General features: G+C 43.1%; 17 protein-coding genes. 6 read left to right on the plus strand and 11 right to left on the minus strand.

The window, feature by feature from the left end; all coding sequences use genetic code 11:
* Nucleotides 1–166 precede the first annotated feature (166 nt).
* On the plus strand, nucleotides 167–1612 hold the full coding sequence (locus tag FED52_RS13530) for a DEAD/DEAH box helicase (protein WP_138860220.1): 1446 nt from the start codon (nucleotides 167–169) through the stop codon (nucleotides 1610–1612).
* Between the two features lie 145 nt (nucleotides 1613–1757).
* Here FED52_RS13530 and FED52_RS13535 read toward each other — a convergent pair whose 3' ends face one another.
* Together FED52_RS13535 and FED52_RS13540 are read right to left on the minus strand one after the other, a co-directional pair.
* Complete coding sequence (locus FED52_RS13535) at nucleotides 1758–2186, minus strand: hypothetical protein (protein ID WP_138860221.1); 429 nt, start codon at nucleotides 2184–2186, stop codon at nucleotides 1758–1760.
* Between the two features lie 24 nt (nucleotides 2187–2210).
* The gene (locus tag FED52_RS13540; RefSeq protein WP_138860222.1) at nucleotides 2211–3404 is read right to left on the minus strand and encodes a DUF4317 domain-containing protein; all 1194 of its coding nucleotides are present in this window, start codon (nucleotides 3402–3404) and stop codon (nucleotides 2211–2213) included.
* A gap of 255 nt (nucleotides 3405–3659) precedes the next feature.
* Here FED52_RS13540 and FED52_RS13545 point away from each other — a divergent pair, with 255 nt between their 5' ends.
* Together FED52_RS13545 and FED52_RS13550 are read left to right on the plus strand one after the other, a co-directional pair.
* The gene (locus FED52_RS13545) at nucleotides 3660–4292 is read left to right on the plus strand and encodes an HNH endonuclease family protein (protein ID WP_138860223.1); all 633 of its coding nucleotides are present in this window, start codon (nucleotides 3660–3662) and stop codon (nucleotides 4290–4292) included.
* A 19-nt stretch (nucleotides 4293–4311) separates the two neighbouring features.
* On the plus strand, nucleotides 4312–4554 hold the full coding sequence (locus FED52_RS13550; protein ID WP_138860224.1) for a hypothetical protein: 243 nt from the start codon (nucleotides 4312–4314) through the stop codon (nucleotides 4552–4554).
* Between the two features lie 29 nt (nucleotides 4555–4583).
* On the opposite strand, the gene FED52_RS13555 is transcribed toward FED52_RS13550, so the two are convergent.
* A complete protein-coding gene (locus tag FED52_RS13555; RefSeq protein WP_138860355.1) occupies nucleotides 4584–5057 on the minus strand; it encodes a peptide-methionine (S)-S-oxide reductase in 474 nt (157 codons plus the stop codon).
* Nucleotides 5058–5141: 84 nt separating this feature from the next.
* On the opposite strand from FED52_RS13555, the gene FED52_RS13560 reads away from it, so the two are divergent.
* On the plus strand, nucleotides 5142–5405 hold the full coding sequence (locus tag FED52_RS13560) for a hypothetical protein (protein ID WP_138860225.1): 264 nt from the start codon (nucleotides 5142–5144) through the stop codon (nucleotides 5403–5405).
* A gap of 66 nt (nucleotides 5406–5471) precedes the next feature.
* Nucleotides 5472–5846 carry a VOC family protein gene (locus tag FED52_RS13565; RefSeq protein ID WP_138860226.1) on the plus strand — a complete coding sequence of 125 codons (375 nt, stop codon included), beginning with the start codon at nucleotides 5472–5474 and terminating at the stop codon, nucleotides 5844–5846.
* A gap of 82 nt (nucleotides 5847–5928) precedes the next feature.
* Here the strand turns inward: FED52_RS13565 and FED52_RS13570 are convergent, their stop codons facing one another.
* The 8 genes from FED52_RS13570 to FED52_RS13605 all read right to left on the minus strand — a co-directional run bounded on the left by FED52_RS13570 (nucleotide 5929) and on the right by FED52_RS13605 (nucleotide 14052).
* A complete protein-coding gene (locus FED52_RS13570) occupies nucleotides 5929–6882 on the minus strand; it encodes a hypothetical protein (protein WP_138860227.1) in 954 nt (317 codons plus the stop codon).
* Nucleotides 6883–7172: 290 nt separating this feature from the next.
* Nucleotides 7173–8015 (minus strand): TIR domain-containing protein, encoded by an 843-nt coding sequence (locus FED52_RS13575; protein ID WP_138860228.1) that lies wholly within the window; start codon nucleotides 8013–8015, stop codon nucleotides 7173–7175.
* A gap of 33 nt (nucleotides 8016–8048) precedes the next feature.
* Nucleotides 8049–8660, minus strand: a complete 612-nt coding sequence (locus FED52_RS13580) for a hypothetical protein (RefSeq protein WP_138860229.1) — start codon at nucleotides 8658–8660, stop codon at nucleotides 8049–8051.
* Nucleotides 8661–8871: 211 nt separating this feature from the next.
* Entirely contained in the window at nucleotides 8872–10569 is a 1698-nt protein-coding gene (locus FED52_RS13585; protein ID WP_240731274.1) for a recombinase family protein, read from the minus strand.
* A 105-nt stretch (nucleotides 10570–10674) separates the two neighbouring features.
* The gene (locus FED52_RS13590) at nucleotides 10675–12684 is read right to left on the minus strand and encodes a DUF927 domain-containing protein (RefSeq protein ID WP_138860230.1); all 2010 of its coding nucleotides are present in this window, start codon (nucleotides 12682–12684) and stop codon (nucleotides 10675–10677) included.
* Nucleotides 12685–13057: 373 nt separating this feature from the next.
* Complete coding sequence (locus tag FED52_RS13595) at nucleotides 13058–13309, minus strand: hypothetical protein (RefSeq protein ID WP_138860231.1); 252 nt, start codon at nucleotides 13307–13309, stop codon at nucleotides 13058–13060.
* Between the two features lie 3 nt (nucleotides 13310–13312).
* Entirely contained in the window at nucleotides 13313–13600 is a 288-nt protein-coding gene (locus FED52_RS13600; RefSeq protein ID WP_138860232.1) for a hypothetical protein, read from the minus strand.
* Nucleotides 13600–14052 carry a JAB domain-containing protein gene (locus FED52_RS13605; RefSeq protein WP_138860233.1) on the minus strand — a complete coding sequence of 151 codons (453 nt, stop codon included), beginning with the start codon at nucleotides 14050–14052 and terminating at the stop codon, nucleotides 13600–13602. Before FED52_RS13605 ends, FED52_RS13600 begins: the two co-directional genes overlap by 1 nt.
* Nucleotides 14053–14236: 184 nt before the next feature.
* On the opposite strand from FED52_RS13605, the gene FED52_RS13610 reads away from it, so the two are divergent.
* Nucleotides 14237–18550 carry a DEAD/DEAH box helicase gene (locus FED52_RS13610; protein WP_138860234.1) on the plus strand — a complete coding sequence of 1438 codons (4314 nt, stop codon included), beginning with the start codon at nucleotides 14237–14239 and terminating at the stop codon, nucleotides 18548–18550.
* Nucleotides 18551–18794 lie beyond the last annotated feature (244 nt).

The following is an 18794-nucleotide window of genomic DNA, read 5'->3' on the forward strand; positions in this document are numbered from 1 at the left end:
ACAGTTTTTAAATATGGAACGTCCTTTCGACTTGTCCCGCTTTACATTCAAACGATTATTGGGATGAACGACGAATGGGTTGCTTTCGTGTATAATGAAGCGTAATCCAAATTGCTAATGAAAATTTCTCGAATAGAAGTTTCTTACACGAAAATGAGGTAACCCTATGAATCAACCAAGCTTTTTAGACTATCGCCTAAGCGAAGACATCCAACGCGCACTAGGCATCATGAAATACGAATCACCGACCGAAGTCCAACAGAAAGTCATCCCGCTCGCACTTGAGTGCAAAGACTCAGTCGTCAAAGCCCAAACCGGAAGCGGAAAGACAGCAGCGTTCGGCATTCCGGTCACGGAACTCATCGAATGGGAAGAGAACAAGCCGCAAGTGCTAATTCTCACACCGACACGCGAACTTGCCGTTCAAGTCCGCGAAGATATGACGAACATCGGTCGTTTCAAACGAATCAAGGCGACTGCCGTTTACGGGAAAGAGCCGTTCTCGAAACAACGTGATGAATTGAAACAGAAAACGCATATCGTTGTCGGAACACCGGGACGCGTCATGGACCACATCGAACGGGAGACACTCGTTCTCGATAAAATCGATTACTTGATTATCGATGAGGCCGACGAGATGTTGAACCGTGGCTTCCTCGCTGACGTCGAAGCGATTCTTCAAGAATTGCCGCGCGATCGCGTGACGATGGTATTCTCGGCGACATTCCCGAATGACATCGAACGCTTGTGCCAAAAGCATATGAACGAACCAGTCCGTGTCGCCATCGAATCGAGCGGGGTCACCGCCTCGACAATCGAGCACCGTCTGATTGAAGTCCGCCGCGAAGACAAACTCGCCGTGCTTCAAGATGTGACGGTCGTCGAGAATCCGGACAGCTGCCTCATCTTCTGTCGGACGAAAGAACATGTCGACACGGTGTACAGTGAGCTCGACCAAGCCGGTTACTCGTGCGAGCGACTCCACGGTGGCCTCGAGCAAGAAGACCGCTTCGCCGTCATGGAAGGCTTCAAGATGGGGAACTTCCGCTACCTCGTCGCGACCGATGTCGCAGCACGTGGGATTGACGTCGATAACGTCAACCTCGTCATCAACTATGACGTACCGATGGAAAAAGAGAGTTACGTGCACCGGACCGGCCGCACCGGCCGTGCCGGAAACGCTGGGAAGGCAATCACGCTCGCAACCCCTCACGAAGGCAAGTTCGTTCGCGCCATTGAGGCATTCATCAAATTCGATATCCCAGAGATGGATGCGCCGAACGCAGCGCAAGTCGCGCGCAACCAAGCTGCGTTCGAAGAGAAGTTGAGCGGACGACGCGTCGTTCGCAACAACAAGACGGCCCGCATCAACCAAGACATCATGAAACTTCACTTTAGCGGCGGGAAGAAGAAAAAACTCCGCGCCGTCGACTTCGTCGGGACGATTGCAAAAATTCCTGGCGTGACAGCAGACGATATCGGGATCATCACAATCAACGATCAAATGACGTATGTTGACATTTTGAACGGTAAAGGCTCACTCGTCCTCCAAGCGATGGAATCCACACCGATCAAAGGCAAAAAGCTAAAAGTTAGTAAAGCCCATAAGTAAACAAGCGAGGTTTCGGAGAGGATGATCTCTCCGGACCTTATTTATGTTTAATCAGCATTTCCGAAAACGCTTTACGATTACACGTCATAAATTCAACCTTTCTCACCTGATTGTCATAAAAATAGCTCAGGCATTGAGCCTGAGCTTATTTTCCTAAATGGTGAAAGTCAATTTTCCCTTCAATCGTCGAACTGAATCCTCGTTGCTCGACTTCGCCTTCGTCTGTCACCTGATAATAATACTCCGAATCCGGCTCACTCGAAAATGTCACGTATATCGTGTATGGATTTGTACTCTCGTACCCCTCGGTTCGAAATGGAATCGTCGTGACAGTGAACGTTTCATTCGGATGTCGTTCTTTGAGTTTGTCTTCAAGGATGATGACGTCCGCCGCGAGTCGACTCTCAATTAAAAACGGACGGATTGCATAAAACACCGCATACATGAGGATGCAGAGTACAGCCAACAGACGAATCATCGTCCGCCATTTCCCGCGAAATACATAGGATGCCGCAAAAATCAGAAAGACGACAACAGCTACCAGCAAACATTCAATCAGCTCTGTCGGATGCACTCGATGTCCTCCAGTCGGAATTTATTAGTCGAGCAGTTCTTCCGAGATCAACTTGAATCCTTCAATCTCCGTATCCTCTTCTAATTCAATCAACAGGCACCGTTTCCCTTTCACGTTCACTTGTCTCACGTACTTCAGGTCTTGCGGACTGATCGAGATATTGGCGACTTTCGTATTGATTTTAATCGACTTCGACGTGTATTTCGGGACGACGCTGCTCGCCTTCATCTCATATTGGCGGTCGTCGACGACTTGTTGGAACGCCTGCTCGACCTTCTCCGTCGTCACATCCTCGACCCCGCTCGCCTTCAAGACGATTTCGACGGTACGGGCGTCAATCATCGGCACGCTCTCGTCCTCGTCCTCGCGTTCCGCTTCGGCTAGGATCATCTGATTGATTTCATCATAGACGGTGGCGAGCGTCCCGACGTTCACTTCTTCGCCGATGACAGTTTTGACGACCTCCTCGAACATCGCCTTCTCTTCGACCGCCGTCACAATCTCGGTGCCATTCAAGACGTTCTCGATGAAGCCGAAGTCCGGTTGATGAGCCTTTTGCGCGGCGTACAGGATATGGTTGACGTCGGCCGCGTTGTCCGTGAAGCACGGGAACATGAAACCACCAATCGGGGCATCGAGTTTGATGACCGGATTGATGAAGATATTCGACTTGAACTCCCGCTCGATATAATCGAACACGAGCGACTGTTTCGGGAGCTCGGTCTGGTTGATGCTACATAGGATGAATCGTGACGTCCATACCTCGTCACGCATATCGATTTCCGTCTCCTCCGAGTGACGGCGTGTCGGCTTATTGTATTTGAAGCGAATGAACGTGACGACCATATCTTTCTCAAATGGTGCCTCCTGGACCATCTTGAGCGCGATCCGCTGCATCATACCGGCCCACTCTTCAATCTCGTCGGTCCGAAGCGCCTCATACAACAACGTCTGCGTATGGTCGATCTGGCCCGGCTCCGGATGTTGAAACTTCACTTCGAATAGCTTCTCGTCGATTTTGCCGCCGAGCACTTTCTTGAAGTTGGCGAGAAACAGCTCTTGGTGCTCCTGCTCGACAAACGGGAACGAGCGCAGCTCCTCATGGAAAATCTCGTTGCTGTCTTGGCGAATATAAATATTATAAATGTCAGCGATTTTGACCGCTTCCGCATTTAACTTGAAATGCTTGCGGATTGCCGCGATATCTTTTTGATTCATTACGTACCACTCCTTCGTCCTTTACTACAAACCGATTCCATTATACCAATAGTTGATGCTGACGCGTATGTCAGTAGTGCTAAAGCCGGGACGTCTGATGTCATGTATCATGTCCCTGACCTCAACTTTTATAATCGTTAGATTCATTTTTTGTAAATTTGCGTATTTCTCACATCCTTGCCATGTATAGTCGATGTGCATCGTGCGTTTACGATGCACGTCGTTCAGTCGTCATACATAATAGGAGGCACAAACATGTTCAAAAAATGCATCAGTTCGTTATTCGCCATCATCTTAGTCGCCACAACGCTTCACTTCACGACCCCGACCGCCTCGGCGCTCCCGCCGAACATCCCGTCGAAATCGACCGCGCTGTCTAAATTGAACGCGTTGACGGTGAAGACAGAAGGATCGATGACCGGTTATAGCCGTGACTTGTTCCCGCATTGGAGTAGCCAAGGGAACGGGTGTAACACGCGTCACGTCGTCTTGAAACGCGACGCCGACTCGGTCGTCGACGAGTGTCCGGTCACGACCGGTAAGTGGTACAGTTACTATGACGGCATCACGTTCACGTCGCCGTCTGACATCGATATCGATCACGTCGTCCCATTGGCTGAAGCGTGGCGTTCAGGTGCAAGCAGCTGGACGACAACGAAACGTCAAAGCTTCGCAAATGATTTGAACGGGCCTCAGCTCATCGCCGTCTCGGCCAGCTCAAACCGTTCAAAAGGGGACCAAGATCCGTCGACATGGCAACCGCCACGTACCGGTGCACGCTGTGCCTATGCGAAGATGTGGGTTGAGACGAAGAGCCGTTGGGGCCTCAGCCTCCAATCGACAGAAAAGACGGCCTTGCAAACGGCCATCAACGCCTGCAGCTATTAAGTTTTGAAAGGAGTTCACGATGAACCAGCAATCTTCTATCTTTAAAGCCTCCCACGGTGTCATGACCGAGGAAGTCGGTGTCATCAGTGGAGAACTTGAATTACGGACGACGTGCCAGGAAGACGGCACGCTCGAGCTCGCCATCACGTACGTCGGGGCGGCCGAGTGGTACACATTGCCCGGGAAAGACTACAAACTGCATGACGTGCGCGACCACGAGGTCGTGCATCAACTGCTCGTGAACGTCCTCGAGCGGGCATAACAAATGAGCCGACACGGCATCGTGTCGGCTCATTGTTTATACTTCTCTAATAACGTCTTCGGGATGTGGCAGTAATCGTCCGGGCATCGCGCGAGCCGGTCTTGATGCTCGTCCGCGCTCCGGACGTAGTTCGTGAGCGGACACACCTCGACCGCGATTCGGTCCGCGTCGCTGCGACTGTCGATAAACGTGCGCGCGGCTTCCAAATGGCGCGGGTCTGTACTATAGACGCCGGTCCGATACTTTTCACCGACATCCTCGCCTTGGCGATTGACGCTATACGGGTCGATGATTTCGAACAAGTAGTGCATCAAATCCTCCATCGTGACGATGCTCGAATCGAACGTCGTTTTGACGCATTCGGCGTAACCGTCATATGGTCCGTTAAGCGTATCCGTCGTCCCGTTCGCCCGTCCGGCCTCCGTTTCGATGACACCGGGTAACGTCTTGATGAACGCTTGGACGCCCCAGAGGCAACCACCTGCTAAATAAACGGTTTCGATCAGTCTCACTCCTTGTCTGTCAGGTTTAGGCAATTCTAGTTATACTATCGTTATACATGATTATATCCAAAAAGGAGCACCATTTTGAAAACAATCAGACTCGCTCTTCTTCTATCCACAGCACTCCATCTGATTTATGTTGTCGCCACCTTCGGAATCGGCTTCATCCGCACGCTCAATTATGAACCCGACATCATCGCCGAGGCGGATAACGTCACTATGCTTCAAAACGAGGTGGCCATCGGGACGACCGGTTCACCCTTCTATTTGGGATTCACGTTCATTGTCCTAACCGTCATTTTGGCGCTCGGACTATTCATGGTTCAACGGATTCGCCAAACTCGTTAAACAGGAAGGGAATCCAGGATAAATTCGCTACACTCGTGATAGAACCCAATTTAGGAGGGATGTCGTTTGAATCTCATTCAACAAATCAGACAAATCTATGTGCCGGTGCACGACTTGGATCGCGCGGTACGTTTCTATCGGGACACGCTTCAACTTCCGCTCTTATTCCAAACAGGCAACCTCGCCTTTTTAGAATGTAGCGGTGTGCGGCTCATGCTGTCGCGTCCCGAAAATGAAGACTTTGCGAAAGCGAGCTCTGTGCTATATCTCCAAGTGAACCATCTCACCGAGGCGTATGAACAGCTTTTGGCGAAAGATGTTCAGTTTATCGACGAGCCGCACCTCGTCGCGAAAATGGAGAACCTCGAGACGTGGATGGCTTTTTTCAAGGATTCTGAGGGTAACACGCATGCGTTGATAAGTGAGATTCATACAAAATGATAGGTTACGGCTGTTCGGTGACCTTTCTTATATTTTTTTAACTAGTTTCTAGTGACTTACTCAATCGTTTCTTTACCATTTTTTAATCTGTTTGAATTACTTCAGCCAACCTCACGACTTGAAGCTCAGTTTTCACTTCATTGATGGAAGAGATTGTTCGCTTCGATCGTTCGGCCATTTCTTCAGGAAGATCTTTTAGACGTTCTCTTGAATCTGCTAACTCTTTTTCAATTCGATCGTACTTGTCCTGATCAATTTTATTTTCATTCTTTTCTTCTTTCCAAAATTGCAGTGTCTCGATGGCTTTTCCACCCGTCCTTTTTACCTTTTGATAGGAAGAAATTGTATAGTTCGCCGTTACAATGACATTTGTAGATAATTCTAGAGCTTCCCTAGCTTCGATTGTCGAGGTTCGAACGTCCTCAATTTGATAAACGAGTTCCGTATCCAATTCGTGCTCCATTTCTAATAGCAATGCTGGATCATTCTCAGTTTGGTAGGTCTCATATAATTGACTCACCCGTTTACGCGTCTCAGCCATCTCTTGTTTGATACTCGATAAGTGTTCTAGTCGAAATAAAACGTCATCCACTTCATTTAACGTGCTGTTGGCAGAACTTAAATAAGAACTCATTTTACCTAACACCGGACTACTAACCACACTGTTAACTCCTGAAATGACAAGCGTCGCTGAATTGATATGTTCTAAAATGCTACGGACAGGGACCATATTTTCTTTTAACCAATCGACTTGTTGGACGAGCTGGGTTAAATCTTGATCGTATTCTTCTAAATCATTAATGATTTGCGGTACTTCTTTTTCAATGGTTGTGACAGATTCTGCTTGCATATCGTCGACGCGCGATTGCATCTCCGCTTGAGAAATAGACTCGTTCGTATCCCGATTCATATTAAATTGACTAACAAAGTATCCGACTGTACCAGATACGACTACAGACGAAGCGATTGTGATTGGGATCAAATATCTTTGAAAAAATGATGTTCTTCTTGTCGTTCGTTCTCGTTTCGATTCCATTTTTGGAAAGCTCCTCTGCGCTTAAAAATATGATTTTTTATAAAAAATACCATTTTATGATGATTTTTATCTATATTGTAAATTCGAAACTGATTATCGACAATCCTTTTTAAATTGGATATAAAAAAGATTGGATTATGGTCTTAGTCTCTATTTAAAAATGTCTTCAGGACAAAATAAAAGGTTGATGAGCGCTGGCTCATCAACCTTTTATTAGACCTCATTTATTTATGGTACGGCTCTCCGTATCGCATCTAAATGAGGTTTTTATATTTCAACTTCAAATATATTTACCTCATAGATTCAGTTACAACTTGATGAATATGCTCTACTATCGTGTCTAAAGAATATTTACTAGTGTTTAACGCAAACTTATCAACTAGGTATGGGTTATATTCTTTCACCTGATCAAATGATACATTATGCCAAATAGGCAATATTATTATCTTCTTCTCATTAATTTCTCGATTTAAAAAACTTTTAAATTCATAGCTTGACCATCCGCTCTGTATAAAGTTTTCCGAAAGAAAAATTACAACGAATCTTGAATTTAATATTCCCATGTTCATCATTTCTGTTTGGCTTTGTCCGATCTTAAATACTTTTACGTCCTCAAATACTCTTAATCCTTTATCAGCTAATTTGTCTGACAACTCTGTCACAAATATGTCTTTGTCCAAACTAGAATGTGATAAAAACACGTCGTATTCTATAAGTTCTTTTTCTTTTACAGCTTGTTTAATATCGCTAGACAGGTCATCGAGCTTATCTTTTATCTCAATGATTTCGTCTAAATATTCTTCATTAGAATTTGTATTAGCCTTCATAGACTTCGTTAAATCGCTATACTGCTTCTTTTGCTCTTTTGCTACTTTAACTTCATATTTATTAATATTTTCTTTATTCTTTTTCAACTTTTCAATGAGTTGCGTAATATTTTTATCGTATTGTAATAGCTCATTGTTATAACTAGCTATTTTTTTTAGATCGGACTTATTTGGATTTTTTTTATTCATAAGTTTATTCAACTTAGTAAATAACTGATCTCTTTTTTTCCTCATGTCTACTAACTTCGACTGCAACTGAACATCATTCTTTACATGTCTTTTTAAACTAGTAACATTAATACTCATCTATACACCCCTTCAAACAGAAGTATCATTACTTTATTTTACTAAGTAATACAATAAACTTTTGGCTGTATGCTTAAGTTCTAAGTTTTCCAAGAGAAGACCATTTTTTCCGTTTTCCCCCAAACTCAACTTACCTTTCACATAATCGAAACGCTGATACTCAAGAATATAATTGGGAATCCCCTCAGGAAGATAGGTTCTGACTTCTAAAACTTGTTCATTTTTTAAATTTAGGTATTCAGCAATAAACTTACCCCTTTTATCTTTATCAAAGTCATACTCATAAAATTTAATGTATCTCATAGGTTCAATTGAGCTTAAATAAACAGTTTCTGAATGGTCTTCACCTAGTTCAATCACGTCGACTATGTTGTTTTTCTGATTTTCTGCATTGGATGTATAGACAACATCAATCGATTCAGTGATAAAGGTTTCTACTTTTCTAACTAATAAATATCGACCAATCAAGTAAAAAAGAAAGAGCATTAAAGTGACAACAGAAGAAAAGAAAGATATAGCTTCTATCAGATTTAGTGTACGTAGCTCATTTATTAATCTAGGGCTGATGTAACCAAAGACATATCCGGCTAAGAAAATTGCTATTCCTACACTAATTTTAAAGTTTCTATCACTCTTTCTTATCATTAGTTCTATTCCCCTTTTGACGTTGCTAGTTCTTCATTCGTATTATAGCTTATTCACCGGGTTTCCGGGTCCTAAAGCAAGAGCCGCGTAACAGGCGATATACGCGGCTTTCATTAAATAGAAGTACATTTAGTCGCTTCATGGATAAAAGCTGTTTTAAACGCTCATTTGGACACTCAGGATTGATTTCAGCTTCGTCTGATAAGCAACCTTATGCAATATTCAACAACAATGAAAAAGGCGGAGGTGACCCGTCAGGATCATCTCCACCTTTGCTCGAAAAGAAGCGTATGACTTCTTCATTCAGTTTGATTTGAATCGTCTCGATCTGGCGACTTGCATCAATCGTGATTTCTTCGACTAGGATACGCACTAAACGTTTCTGTTGCTCCACAGTCAGCGCTTCGTCATAAAGCGTCATGAAGTTGCTTAGCACGCTTTCTACAACGTCAGTATCCACTTTCAATCGATCTTGCTCACGAAGTTTCCGTGCAATCTGGGACAGCTCATTCTTCGTCGTCTCGATGTCGAAGTCACTCGCTTCTAAGCGTTTTTGTACCTCGACTTTTTTAATCATCCCGTCTTCATAAAGACCGAATGTTTTTTCACGCTTCCTTTCCAGACTCTCTAGGCGGCGCGTCAGGTGTGCATGACGCTTCTGTAATGGCTGGATTCCCTCCTTCGCATTCTTGTTCACCGCTTCAATAAGTCCTTTTAAAAGTGACCGATCGTTTAACAACTCGCGAATACGGTTGATGACATAAGGATTCGCTTTATCAATTCGAACCCCGTTAGAGCTACATACAGATGATCCTTTGTTTTTCCATTGCCCACAGGCATAGTATTCAAGCACGCGCTTTTCGCCGTTCTTTCGTCGATTCGTCGTCCGGGAGAGCACCATCCCTGCACCGCATTGCGGACACTTCATGATTCCCGTCAGCAGATAGCTGCCCGAGTGAACCCGGTTTGGCGTGTAGCTTCTTCCTTTCAACAGCTCTTGCGTTTTTTTCCATGTCTCCGCATCAATGATGGGGTCATGAATACCTTTGACGAGTACAGGATCTGGATTGATGTTGTTACGGCGTTTGGTCGCCCACTCCTGTCGAACGTTGTAGCGGATGTATCCGGCATAAAGCGGATTGGTCAGGATGGTCTTGATTCCATTGATCGAGTGCTCGCGTTTATGCTTGGTCTTGTACCCCTCACGATTCAACAGATTGGCAATAGTCTTGTAACCATCGCCCAGATTGTAAAGGGTAAATATCCGGCGCACGACCTCTGCTTCATCTGGATTGATTTCAAGAATCGTATCGCCCCGTTTCCGCATCGTGTCCCGTACTTTGATGATGTCATAGCCGTATACGACACCCCCGTTCCATCGACCACTCTGAGCGCGCTCAATCATCCCCATTTTCACGTTCTCGGCGATGTTCTTCCGTTCGAACTCAGAGACGGCAGCCATGATGTGAAACTGAAAGCTTCCTTGTGGGGTATTCGTATCGATGTTGTCCGTGTGGGAATAAAATTCAACGTTACGTAACTTCAATGAATCAACGATGTTCAGCATATCCGTGATTTTTCGGGATAGACGATTCATTTTCCAGACGAGTACAATATCAAGTCTTCTTTCTTCAACAGCCTGAAGCATTGCCTGAAGCCCAGGACGGTTTACGACGTCCTTCCCACTAATCCCTCGGTCCACGAACTCTTCAACGAGTTCAAAGCCTTTTTCTTCGCATACTTGACGAAGTATTTTTAATTGGGCATCGATGGAATACCCTTCATCGGCTTGCTCGACCGTGGAAACGCGGGCATAAATTGCCGCGCGCTTTCCAGTTGTCGAAGTAAAGTCCTTTTTCGAATACGATTGTTGAAGTTCTAAAATCATGTTCCCTAATGAATTAGTCATTTTTCGTCTCCGCCTCTCTGTTCGCTTGTTGGTACAGCACCATGTCCTTGAGAATATTTGCTAGTTCGTTTGCTTGAGTGTCGATGTGCATTGTTCATTCGCTCCTTAAATGTCGTCTCCGTCTTGCGGGGGAAGTTCAACGTCAATCAATTGCAAGTCAGCTTCAATTTGCTGCACTCGGGTCTGCTGAGAACCAGGGTGTTCCCATTGAGGTCCATATCGAAGGCTTAACTCGGCCTCGGTAGGCAGATAATCATCAAAAGTTCCAGACTCAAAAGTGACCCGATACCCTGTCAATCGATCGTTGCCTAATGTCTTCGTTCGTGAAGTAATGCGATCACTGTCTGAAACGATGAAGCCTTTGGACTTCCACTCTTTCAAAACCACCTTCGGACTCGTATAACCCGCCTTTCTGAAAAACTCATGAAGATGTTCTTGCAGTATGAATACTTCGAATCGACTCGGATGTCTGATGGGTTTGATCTCACCTAAGACGTCATTACTCACAGGACGGTATGAGTCATATTTAAATTTCCGAATGTGTGTGATGACATAGTTGCGGAATTGATCGTATGCGGTGTTCGCAATATCAAGGGTCTTCAACTGCTCTTCAAAGATGTGCACCATCATATCGCGAAACTCCTGAAACTCTCTTGAAACTCGCGCTTGATCATCCTCTGCTGATTTGAAGAAGTATGAATATGCTAAACGAATCGATAAATCTAACGTGGCAAACATCGGCGATAGTCGGTTCACGTAATTGCTCGAATTCGATACGAGTGCTTCATAGCTGTCGCGAGTCCTGTTCCAAGAAGCCAATACTTTCTTAGGGTCAATACGGAGCAAGCCTTCAGCAAAGATTGGTCCCAATATTCCATGATGCTCATGAATTATTTTTGAGACAGTCTCAGCGACTTCTTTCGATGGCATAAAATTGAGATCGGTGACCTCGATAGCGCGAACGGAAACACCTGCATTCTTAACATTGCGTCCATGTCGATCCAAGTTCCGTAGGCTTTGCTCACCTGTGGATACGCAAATCGTCGCAAAAACGGCTCGTGGTCTTTGTCGGGAATCACGCCCTAATCTCGCACGTTCTTCACCGTTCGAAAACTGATAAATCATATCTGACGCATCACGGGACGCCATCGAAGACTCATCGATGAGTACAGGTAGACCGAAGTTTCCTTGAAAACCGTTCAACAGTGCATTAGGTGTCGCATCCCACGATGTCTTAAGAGGCGCCTCTAACGGACTACCGCCAACACTGACAGCCAATTTTGCGGCTGTGGTCTTCCCTGTCGAGCTGTTCCCATGCAGATGGATGATGTAGTTGAGAAGGTCTGGCTTTTGTAACTTAAGATAGCCATGTAACAAGGCAGAGAATCCGATTGCTAGTGCGAATTTGACTTCCTTGTGCGGAAACAGTACTTTCAGTCGTTGAATGAGATCATCCGCATTGCCTTTTACCGTCACCGCTTTACGATATCGCTCACTCACCTGACTTTCCGTTATAAAGAGTTCACCCGTTTCTGTACGCTCGTACTCGTAAGCTTGATGGGCAAACAGTATCGAGTCTCCATCGATGCGTTTTTGCTTACGAAATCCTACATACTCGTGGATGGAGTTATGGGTAAGTTCATTGATTTGGAGCATCAGATAGTGAGCAAGTAACGGCTTATTGCCAGGAGTCGGATTGATGACTACCCCGAGGCTAGATAGATTGGACGACACCCCTTCATTGATACTTTGAGACGAGAGTTCGAGTTCATACCACTCTAAACCCTGTAATTTGTATGCGATGGTCGCGATCAGCTCTCCTGTGATGCTGTTTCGTGTCACACTGCGTACATACATCGGGGTACATAAGCGTTTACGTGCAGGCATATAGTCATCGTAGTCCTTATCGTACTTCATCGCGTAAACACCCTTTGGATTTAAAAGGAACTCAGGTCCGTCCTCGTAGTGCATGAGATACTGACCGTCTGTAAATACCGATTGATAGTCTATGTGCTCCACCTGCTCGTCTGGTATCGTTTCATACGATTCTGCAATTGACTCGTCGTACTCGTGTGCTTGCGGTTCGTGTTCGTTTCGTTCGGATAAATGCGACATTCCTCATATCCCCTTTTAGTTAATGTCCGGGCCCGGTAGACACACTATATGGCATGGATTTGTATAAAGGGAATAGAAAAACAACAAAAACTTTTCGCCCCGCTGTTGCTAGGGGTTTTGCATCCTCGCCGTCGTAAGTGCCTGTCCTGCTATCGATAAAACCGGAGGATTTTTCTTGATAGATGGAGTATTTTATAATAATTGAAATATTCAGTTATTTATAATTATTCAATTTTTACCTGATTATAAGATTATTCGAGTAAAAAAAATAGCGAATCATGATTAAAAATCCATAATTCGCTACACCCCATTCATTTGTGTCTAATTATTGAAATCGTGAGATTGATAATAACTTTGCACAGCTCTTTCATCTTCATTCCTCCGATAACTTTAAATAATAAGACAGATACAGCGCCACCATATTGCGATCTTCAGCAGACAATTGACTCAATACTTGTCTGACCACACCCTCATCGATATCCGTCCCATCCGACACGTATTCCTCCATCAAGATGTCTTTCATCGCATCTTCATCCCAGATGCTATCCGAGTCCGCATTGATCCATGCGTCCGACTTGCAATAGACTTCCTCGCCGTCAATCCAAATTCGTTGATACTCGTTCATTATTTATTCCTCCTCGATTAGTTGAATCAGTTTCAGTTCGTCACGTTGATAGATGACCAGACACGTTCTTTGCTCATCACGTATGAGATGGACCAGATATTCTTTATACAGATACGTCTCAAGCAGGACCCGGTTTCCCGTTGTTTTTTCGATTTCATCAGGTAAGAAGGACAGGTCCAACTCCTCTTTATCAAATTCGAATGCCTCGCTGACAATCAGGTCCCACCACACCTCATCCGATTTATCCACATACATAAGAGCGCGGTCGATAATCGTTCTAGCATCATCCATCAGCAATGCCCTCTTTCTTTCAATGAGACATATCCTTCTGTGCCGATAATCAAATGATCGAGCAACGGAATGCCGATTAAGTCTCCCGCCTGTGCCAAGCGCTCTGTGACCGATACATCTTCTCCACTAGGTTCACAGTCGTCAGACGGATGGTTATGACACACCATAATGCACGCTGCGTTCGAGAGAATGGCAGACTTGAACACTTCACGAGGGTGAACTATGGACGCACTTAATGAGCCGATATGGACCGTCTCTAGCACGACTGGTTCGTTCTTCATATTTAACCCCATCAGCACAAAATGCTCACGATCAAGGTCACCCATATAATTACGGAACAAAGAAACCGCATCACCTGGTGAGGTGATGCGGCGTTTAGCGTATAGTATTGATTTTTCTCTTACCAACTTTAGTGTAACGATAGGGATTCGTTTTTTTGGTTCATTGCTCATCATATTACCTCCTCAAATATTCTCAAGGAAATAATATATATTTAAAATTATCATTAAATTCGGAATTGACTAGAGGCGCTCTTATTCACATCAGTTTAGTCTGTATATGTTCTACAGAACTACCTTGTACGACTTGAACTGTATGCTAAAATTTAATTACTACATGTTTTGGAGGCTAGTAAATATGAAAGAACTATCTGAAGAAAAAGCAATACAACATTCCTTCGATACCCTCATTCGTTCGCTGGAGGGCGATCGCATGGTTCAACGAGATCGGGGCACACTTTTCGAATTATTAGTTGTAGCTTACCTTAAAAATGAACCAATGTATGCGCGCTTGTTCGATGAGGTATGGATGTTACATAACGTTCCTGAAGATTATAAAATCCCTAAAAAAGATACAGGGGTTGATTTGGTTGCAAGGAACCGTGAAACTGGAAAACTCGTCGCAATTCAATGTAAATATTATTCGAAAGATACTACTATCCAAAAATCTCATATCGACTCTTTCTTGAACGAAGTTGGGAAAAGTTATTATGACGAGGGTATCATCGTTACGTCTACTGACAAGTGGAGTGATAACGCCAATAACGCTTTATTAGACCGAGATAAGAGCATTGCTCGAATTGGACTTTCTCAATTACGAGATAGCGAAATTGATTGGACTCAGTTTTCAACAGAAAAACCTCAAAACATTCCGCTAAAATCCATTAAAGAGCCACGTTCACACCAAATTCCTGCTATTGAAGCTGTAATCAATGGCTTTAAATCAGCTGATCGCGGAAAATTAATCATGGCTCCTGGAACAGGAAAAACGTATACCTCGATGGTTATCGCAGAAGAAATGGCTTCTAAAAAAGAAGGTCCTTTCCGTGTTCTTTATCTTGTTCCGAGTATCCAACTACTTTCTCAATCGCTTCGTGGATGGACAAGTGATTCAAAGTATAGACAGGACATGGATACGTTCGCAGTATGTTCGGACCGTAAGGTGACAAAACGCGTTAAAGGTGCAGATGAGTTTGAAGATATTGCGGCTGCTGATTTAGGTTATCCTGCGACTACTGACTACAACAAATTGATTGAGCGACAAAACGATATCGACTCATCTGAACATCAAAGCAAATTTTTGGTCGTCTTTTCTACATATCAATCTATCGATGTTATTATCGACGCACAAAAACATGGGTTCTATGAATTCGACTTAGTAGTCTGTGATGAAGCACACCGAACAACTGGTGCAACGGACGCTGGAAAAGATGCTAGTGCCTTCGTTAAAGTCCATAGCGATGATAACATCAGAGCTCGTAAACGCCTCTATCAAACTGCGACTCCTCGTATCTACGGTGAAGATGCAAAGCAAAAAGCTGATGAAATGTCTGTTCTAATCGCAGACATGAATGACGCGAATATTTATGGGGAAGAATTTTATCGCATTGGCTTTGGCGATGCTGTAAACAAAGGCATTTTAACAGATTACAAAGTCATGGTTCTCGCAGTTGATCAAAAGATGGTTGAGCGCAATTTTCAAAAAATGATGTCAAAAGACTCAGAACTCGAATTTGATGATGTAACTAAAATCATTGGCTGTTGGAACGGACTTGTCAAAAGACAAAGTCATTCAAATATAATATCAGCTAATCCAATGAAACGCGCGATTGCTTTTGCCGGAACCATCAAAGATTCCAAATTGATTACTGACATGTTTACAAATGTTGTAGACATGTACATCAACGAATCTGGGTATCAAGCGGATCCCGTACGTATTCAAATCGAACATGCAGATGGATCAATGAATGCTTTACAAAAGAACGAGAAAATATCATGGTTAAAATCTGAAGTTCCACCAAACACATGTCGTATCCTCTCAAATGCCCGTTTCCTAACTGAAGGAGTCGATATCCCAGATCTTGACGCAGTCATGTTTTTAAAGCCTCGTAAATCTAAAATCGATATTGCCCAAGCAGTAGGTCGAGTTATGCGGAAAGCCGATGGGAAAGAATATGGGTATGTCATTCTACCAATCGGAATTCCAGCAGGCTTTGATGAGAATGCAATTTTAGATAAAAATGAAAAATATCAAGTTGTGTGGGACGTTCTTAATGCATTACGTTCTTTAGATGAACGTTTTGACTCCACAATCAATAAATTAGAGCTTAACAAAAAGAAGCCTGATCAACTTCAGGTCGTAGGTGTGGGAGAGGCGCCTGACGAGGACGACGGCGGTTTTAAAATTGCTGATCCGGAGACAGAACAGCTTCAATTCGGACTTGATATGGAAGAGTTTTCCGATATTGAGCGAGCTATTTATGGGAAAATCGTCAAAAAAGTTGGCAATGTGCGTTATTGGGAAGATTGGTCAAAAGACGTATCAGAAATCGCACAGCAGCATATCACACGCATCCAAGTTATGATTGAGGATACTAATAATCAGGCATATCATGCCTTTAAGCAATTTGTTTCTGGACTCAGACACAACATCAATGAATCAATTTCAGAGCAACAAGCGATTGAGATGCTAGCACAACATCTGATCACCAAACCTGTTTTTGAAGCATTATTTGACTCATACAGTTTCGCTAAAGATAATCCTGTTTCTCAGGCAATGGATGCTGTATTAAGCGTCATGGATGAAAAAGGATTAATCAAGGAGCAAGAGCGACTTGAAAAATTCTATGAGAGTGTTCGTATTCGCGCAGAAGGTATAGACAATCTTAAAGCGAAGCAAGACATCATTATTCAACTTTATGATAAATTCTTCAAAGTTGGATTCAAAGAAACAACAGAACGCCTTGGAATAGTATTTACTCCTGTTGAAGTAGTGGATTTCATTATTCATTCAGTAAATGACGTGTTACAAAAACACTTTGGTAAATCTATTGGAGATGAAGGTGTAAATATTTTAGACCCCTTCACGGGAACGGGAACATTTATCGTTCGTCTATTGCAAAGTGGACTAATTTCAAAAGAAGACTTGCTGCGTAAGTATACGCAAGAGCTTCATGCTAATGAAATCGTACTTTTAAGTTATTACATTGCAGCAATCAATATTGAGGAAACCTTCCATGCAATATTAAAACAAGAATATCAACCTTTCGAGGGAATCGTTTTGACCGACACATTTGAAAGTACTGAAAAAGAAGATTCGTTTGAGGATGAGTTATTTGGTGCAAACAATGAACGTCTTGAGAAACAACGAAAAGAACCTATTTTCGCAATCATTGGAAATCCACCTTATTCGATAGGGCAGTCCAACGCCAATGATAACAATCAAAATCAAGTTTATCCAAGTCTAGATGAAAGTATTGATGCTACTTATGCGCGCCACTCAAAGGCAAGTCTAAAGAAAAGTCTTTATGACTCCTATATCAAGGCTTTTAGATGGGCAAGTAACAGAATTCGGCAAAAGGGAGTTATAGCTTTCGTATCGAATGGATCGTTTATTGATAGCAACAGTACAGATGGTCTTCGTAAATGCTGGCATGAAGAATTCAATTATGTATATATTTTGAACCTTAGAGGTGATCAACGAACTTTAGGGGAACGCTCTAGACAAGAAGGTGGAAAAATTTTTGGTTCAGGAAGCAGAACCCCCATTGCTATCACAGTTCTCGTTAAAGATGGCACTGATGACCATCATGTTTTTTACCATGATATAGGCGACTACTTAACTCGGGAACAAAAGCTTTCTATTATTTCTACGTTTAAATCTGTAGATGGTATTGACTGGACTGAAATCAAACCAGACGCTAATAATGATTGGATTAATCAGCGTGATCAAAATTATGATAAGTTCCTACCAATGGAGGGTGAGGTTTTTACTAACAAAGCTATCGGAGTTAGCACAAACCGAGACTCATGGGTATATGGCTTCAATCGTGAGGCAGTTATTCAAAATACAAATTTAATGGTGAATAACTATAACTCAGAAATTTTACGTCTAGCTCATATCCAAGATCCGAACGAAAAATTAAAACTAATCAATACAGCTGATACTTTTATTAAATGGAGTAGAGGATTAAAACAGAAATTCAAAAAATCTGAAGAAATCAATTTGAATGATAATATTGTCAAAAGTATGCATAGACCTTACGTAAAAAAATGGCTTTATTATGATAAGAATGTTGTAGAAATGCCAGGGAGGTATCATTCATTATTTGGAGAAACCAATAAATTAATTTATGTTACCGGTGCTGGTTCTAGTCGTGACTTCTCTTGTCTTGCAATCGATGCAATCCCGAACCTTGACTTGATGGAAAAAGGGCAGGGTTTCTATCTGCATGACAATAGCAATAAAGACGCTCTATTCTTAAGCACTAGCAATATCTCTGAATCATTCAAAAATAAACTTAACATTTCAGACGACGAAGTTTTTTACTACACATATGGTATTTTGCACTCGAAAGAATATCGTGAGAAATATGCAAATGACTTAAAAAAGGCGTTACCTCGCATTCCAATTGTAAAAAATGGCTATTCGGATTTTATGGTGAAAAGTTAAGCACAGATATTAAAGTATAAAATCGGATTAAATAGTTGAAATCAACGTACTTTTTTTTGCGCTAGATTGTGTTACTGCAATTAGTAACTGTGATTATTTTACATCTCCATTTCGGATGGTTTCCTCTATATGCAGCAAGCATAAAGAATATACTAGAGGTCAAGGACGGAGTTGACTTATGTTTTCGACAGGAGTATTATGGATTCATAAACATATCAAAAAAAATTGATTAGGGGGTGTGGGC

This window comes from Exiguobacterium mexicanum, assembly GCF_005960665.1.
Taxonomy (GTDB): domain Bacteria; phylum Bacillota; class Bacilli; order Exiguobacteriales; family Exiguobacteriaceae; genus Exiguobacterium; species Exiguobacterium mexicanum_A.